The sequence below is a fragment of the Streptomyces graminilatus genome, from assembly GCF_001418565.1.
In the GTDB taxonomy this organism is placed as follows: domain Bacteria; phylum Actinomycetota; class Actinomycetes; order Streptomycetales; family Streptomycetaceae; genus Streptomyces; species Streptomyces graminilatus.
Window position 1 is genome coordinate 1 of sequence record NZ_LIQQ01000405.1, and the last position, 5,200, is coordinate 5,200.

Consider the following 5,200-nt stretch of genomic DNA (forward strand, 5'->3'; position numbering starts at 1 on the left):
GAGCTGGGGCTGACCGACGCTGACATCGAAACGCAGGATCAGTCGACGCCCCCGGGCCCGCGCAGCGACTCCGTCGCCGTCCACGCCGCGCAGAACAACACCAGCTTCGACGTGAAGTTGATCCACAGCAACAGCGCCACAGGCACCCCGAACGCCCCGTACATGCTCCTCCCGGCAACGCCCTGCATATAGCCGCTGAGCAGCAGCTTCAACAGCTCGAACCCGGCCGCGCCGATCAACCCGGCGACGACCAGCCGCCGCCGGGGCGGTTCCGTACCGGGCAGCAGGGTCAGGACGTACAGCAGCACCAGGAAGTCGGCCAGCATCGCGACGGCGAACGCGGCGAGCCGGAGCAGAATCGCCCCCGGACTCCCCTCGTCGATGCCGAGCCCCCGGGCCGCCCACCCGATCGCCGCCGAGGCGACGGCGGACACGGCGATCGTGACGAGAACCGCACCACCGAGCCCGACCAGCACCCCGGTGTCCTTGACCTTGCGCAGGACGGGGTTCCCGTCGTCGTCCGGCAATTCCCACACCGCCCGCAGACACTCCCGCATCGAGCCGACCCACCCGATCCCGGTGACCAGCAGCACCGCACCGGCGATCACCCCGATCGTGCCGGCGTTCTGGACCAGGCCGTCGATGTCCAGCTTCTCGGAGATGCCGGGCACCTGCTCGGCGAGCTTCTTCTGGAGCTCGTGCTGCCGCCCGGTGCTGAGTGTGGCGGCGGCGATCGCGGCGGCCACGGTGAGCAGCGGGAACAGCGCCACGAAGCTGATGAAGGTCATCGCCGCCGCGAGCCGCGACCACTTCACCCGGTCGAGACGCTCGTACGACCGCCATGCGTGCGTGGTCATCAGCCGGACGACGATCGGTCCGACCCCGGGAAGCCTCTTCAGCCAGTCCATGGTGACCTTGTACACCTAGAGGGTGCGATGGTGCTGGTATCGCGTGGTTCTACCTGGCGGGAAGCGGGCCGTGCTCCACATGCGTCGCCTGCGGCGGCACCATGGCCGCGCCGAAGGTGTACTCGCGCAGCTTGCGCCACACCGCGTCGGCGCCCTGCTGGTAGAGCGCGAACCCGGTGCAGGGCCAGTCGGCCTCGTAGTCGGCGAGTGCCTCGAAGGCGCGGTCCATCGACTCCTCGTCGATGCTGTGCGCGACCGTCACATGCGGGTGGTACGGGAACTGCAGTACGCGCGCCACCGGCCCGGAGGCGTCACGGACCTGCTTCTGCAACCGGGTGCAGGCCTCCGCGCCCTCGACGATCTTGACGTACACGACGGGTGACACCGGCCGGAAGGTTCCCGTCCCGCAGAGCCGCATCGGGAACGGGCGGCCCGCGGAGGCCACCTCCACGAGGTGCGCCTCGATGGCGGGCAGCGCCTCGGCGTCGACCTCCGTGGGCGGCAACAGGGTGACATGGGTGGGGATACCGTGTGCGGCGGCGTCACCGAAGCCCGCACGCCGCTCCTGGAGCAGGCTGCCGTGTGGCTCCGGGACCGAGATCGACACACCGATCGTTACGGTCCCCACGTCGTCTCCTGTTCGTCGTCTTCACGTCGGTGTTGGTCGTGCCCTTATCGCTCATATGGGCGTCATATGGGCTGTTGCTCGTACCGGTCGGCTATCGACTGTACGGCCATGGCGGGTCCACGGGCAGGCGCAACCGTAGTGATGTGCAGCGCTCTCGCGCCGAGTTGCGCGCCGTACGGTCGTACTGGTACCCCGTGCTGCCGCTCAGCGCCGCGTCAGTGCTTCGCGGGCAGGAAGCCGACTCGCTCGTAGGCCTGGGCGAGGGTCTCGGCGGCGACGGCCCGTGCCTTCTCCGCGCCCTTGGCGAGGATCGAGTCGAGCGTCTCCGGGTCGTCCAGATACTGCTGGGTGCGCTCCCGGAACGGCGTCACGAAGTCGACGACGACATCGGCGAGGGCCACCTTGAGCGCGCCATAACCCTGACCCTCGTACATCCGTTCGAGTTCGGCGATGTCCGTGCCGGTGAGCGTCGAGTAGATGCCGAGCAGGTTGCTGATGCCGGGCTTCTCCTGCTGGTCGAAGCGGATCACGGTGTCCGTGTCCGTGACCGCGCTCCTGACCTTCTTGGCGGTGGCCTTCGGGTCGTCGAGAAGGTTGATGAGGCCCTTGGGCGTGGACGCCGACTTGCTCATCTTGATCGACGGGTCCTGAAGGTCGTAGATCTTCGCCGTCTCCTTCAGGATGTACGGCTTCGGGATCGTGAACGTCTCGCCGAAGCGGCCGTTGAAGCGCTCGGCGAGGTCCCGGGTCAGCTCGATGTGCTGGCGCTGGTCCTCGCCGACCGGCACCTCGTGCGCCTGGTAGAGCAGGATGTCGGCGACCTGGAGGATCGGGTACGTGAACAGCCCGACGCTCGCCCGGTCGGCACCCTGCTTGGCGGACTTGTCCTTGAACTGGGTCATACGGGACGCCTCGCCCATGCCGGTGAGGCAGTTCATGATCCAGGCGAGCTGGGCGTGCTCGGGGACATGGCTCTGGACGAACAGCGTGCAGCGGTCTGGGTCGAGGCCGGCCGCGAGGAGCTGGGCGGCTGCCAGCCGGGTGTTGGCCGTCAGCTCCTTCGGGTCCTGCGGGACCGTGATCGCGTGCAGGTCTACGACCATGTAGAACGCGTCGTGGGTCTCCTGGAGGGCGACCCACTGGCGCACGGCGCCGAGGTAGTTGCCGAGGTGGAACGAGCCTGCGGTGGGCTGGATTCCGGAGAGCACGCGAGGTCGGTCAGAGGCCATGTTTCCCATTGTCTCAGAGGGTGAGGGTGAGATTGCCCGGGGCGTGGGGGTGGTTTCGGTACGCGGGGACCGCGGGCCCGTGGGGCTGCTCGCGCCCCGCGGCGGGGCCGCGAACAGATGCGGCCCCGCGCTCCTTGAAAGAACATCAGGAGGACAACATCAGCCCAGGTCGATTTCCGGGTACAGGGGGAAGCCCGCCACCAGGTCCGTCGCCCTCTGGGAGATCTCCCGCGCGACCTTCTCGTCCAGGACGTGTGAGGCCTTCGACGCGGCGCCCGACTTCGTCGTGCCGGGCTCGGCGGTGGTGAGGACTCGGTCGATCAGGCCGGCCACCTCGTCCATCTCCGCCGTACCCAGACCCCGTGTCGTCAGCGCGGGCGTGCCGATGCGGATGCCCGACGTGTACCAGGCGCCGTTCGGGTCGGCCGGGATGGCGTTGCGGTTGGTGACGATGCCCGAGTCGAGGAGCGCGGTCTCGGCCTGGCGGCCGGTGAGGCCGTAGGAGGAGGCGACGTCGATCAGGTTGAGGTGGTTGTCGGTGCCGCCGGTGACCAGGGTGGCGCCCCGGCTCATCAGGCCCTCGGCGAGCGCGCGGGCGTTGTCGACGATGCGCTGGGCGTAGTCCTGGAAGGCGGGCCGCCTGGCCTCGGCGAAGGCGACGGCCTTGGCGGCCATGACGTGCGGGAGGGGACCGCCGAGGACCATCGGGCAGCCCCGGTCGACCTGGTCCTTGAGCGAGTCGTCGCACAGGACCATGCCACCGCGCGGGCCGCGCAGCGACTTGTGCGTGGTCGTGGTGACGATCTGGGCGTGCGGGACCGGGTCGAAGTCGCCGGTGAGGACCTTGCCCGCGACCAGACCGGCGAAGTGCGCCATGTCGACCATGAGCGTCGCGCCGACCTCGTCGGCGATCTCGCGCATGATCCGGAAGTTCACCAGCCGGGGGTAGGCGGAGTAGCCCGCGACGATGATCAGCGGCTTGAAGTCACGGGCCGTGGCGCGGAGGGCCTCGTAGTCGATCAGGCCGGTCGCCGGGTCCGTGCCGTACGACCGCTGGTCGAACATCTTGCCGGAGATGTTCGGGCGGAAGCCGTGGGTGAGGTGGCCGCCCGCGTCCAGGGACATGCCGAGCATGCGCTGGTTGCCGAAGGCCTGGCGCAGCTCGGCCCAGTCGGCGTCGGAGAGGTCGTTGACCTGGCGGGCGCCCGCCTTCTCCAGGAAGGGGACCTCGACCCGGTCGGCCAGCACGGACCAGAAGGCGACGAGGTTGGCGTCGATGCCGGAGTGCGGCTGGACGTAGGCGTGCCGGGCGCCGAAGAGTTCGCGGGCGTGCTCGGCGGCGAGGGATTCGACGGTGTCGACGTTGCGGCAGCCGGCGTAGAAGCGGCGGCCGATGGTGCCCTCGGCGTACTTGTCGCTGAACCAGTTGCCCATGGCCAGCAGCGTGGCCGGGGAGGCGTAGTTCTCGGAGGCGATCAGCTTGAGCATCTCGCGCTGGTCGGCGACCTCCTGGCCGATGGCGTCGGCGACCCGGGGCTCGACCGCGCGGATCACGTCGAGGGCGCTGCGGAAGGCGGTGGATTCGGGGGAGAGCGATTCGTTGGAGACGGAATCGGTGGAGCGGGAATCGGGTGACATGGGGACCTCCGGACGTGGCGTTCGGCGTTCACGACTCGGCCCAGGCGCACGGCACTCACTCACGGACCCTGACGACGTCCGACGTCCGACGTACGGACGGACGACGGTCGTGACAAGTCCTGGGGCCGCTTCCCGATGGTCGGTCCCATCCCAGCGCGCCAGTCACGGCCCGCCGGTCAGCCTACCGGGCAGGCCGGAGGGCCGAACCGCCCTGTCCACCATGCGAACCACCATGCGAACGACGTCCGCCGCACGGACGTGGGGCGTTGCGGGAATCACCCGGCGCCTAGAGTCCGGTTGTGCTCTTTGGAATGGTGTGCGCGCTCGGCGCGGCGGTCTGTTTCGGTACGGCGACGGTGTTGCAGGCGATGGCCGCACGCGCGGCGGCCGCCACCGAACCGTCGGACCGGTCTGGACTGTCCGACCGGTCTGACCGGTCCGGGCCGTCCGGGGGCATTGGTACGGGTGGCGGGCCGGCGGCGTTGCTGCTGCGGGCGCTCGGGCAGTGGCGGTACATCGCCGGGCTGGCCCTGGACGGGCTCGGCTTCCTCTTCCAGATCGCGGCGCTGCGCTCCCTGCCGATCTACGCCGTCAGCGCGGCGCTGGCCGCGAGCCTCGCCGTCACCGCCGTGGTCGCCGCCCGACTGCTGCGGGTCCGGCTGCGCGGGATGGAGTGGGCGGCGGTCGGGGTGGTGTGCGCCGGGCTGGGGATGCTGGGGCTGGCCTCGGGTACGGAGGGCGAGCGGGCGGGGTCGGACGCGCTCCGGTACGCGATGCTCGCGACGGCGGTGCGCGTG

4 protein-coding genes and 1 pseudogene are annotated in these 5,200 nt (G+C 69.9%); 1 reads left to right on the forward strand and 4 read right to left on the reverse strand.

From position 1 onward, the window contains the following. Window positions 1-38 precede the first annotated feature (38 nt). From AOK08_RS30730 to AOK08_RS30745, 4 genes are all read right to left on the reverse strand, one after another. Complete coding sequence (locus AOK08_RS30730) at window positions 39-908, reverse strand: YihY/virulence factor BrkB family protein (protein WP_055532153.1); 870 nt, start codon at window positions 906-908, stop codon at window positions 39-41. A gap of 49 nt (window positions 909-957) precedes the next feature. Next, window positions 958-1,536: a 2'-5' RNA ligase family protein gene (locus AOK08_RS30735; protein WP_055532147.1), complete on the reverse strand. Its 579-nt coding sequence runs from the start codon at window positions 1,534-1,536 to the stop codon at window positions 958-960. Window positions 1,537-1,751: 215 nt separating this feature from the next. Further along, a complete protein-coding gene (gene trpS, locus AOK08_RS30740; RefSeq protein ID WP_055532149.1) occupies window positions 1,752-2,765 on the reverse strand; it encodes a tryptophan--tRNA ligase in 1,014 nt (337 codons plus the stop codon). Window positions 2,766-2,924: 159 nt separating this feature from the next. Then, window positions 2,925-4,403, reverse strand: coding sequence for a glycine hydroxymethyltransferase (locus AOK08_RS30745; RefSeq protein WP_055532151.1), 1,479 nt, complete (start codon window positions 4,401-4,403; stop codon window positions 2,925-2,927). Window positions 4,404-4,714: 311 nt separating this feature from the next. Here AOK08_RS30745 and AOK08_RS30750 point away from each other — a divergent pair. Then, window positions 4,715-5,200 (forward strand): annotated as a pseudogene (locus tag AOK08_RS30750) (hypothetical protein); the annotation flags it as partial.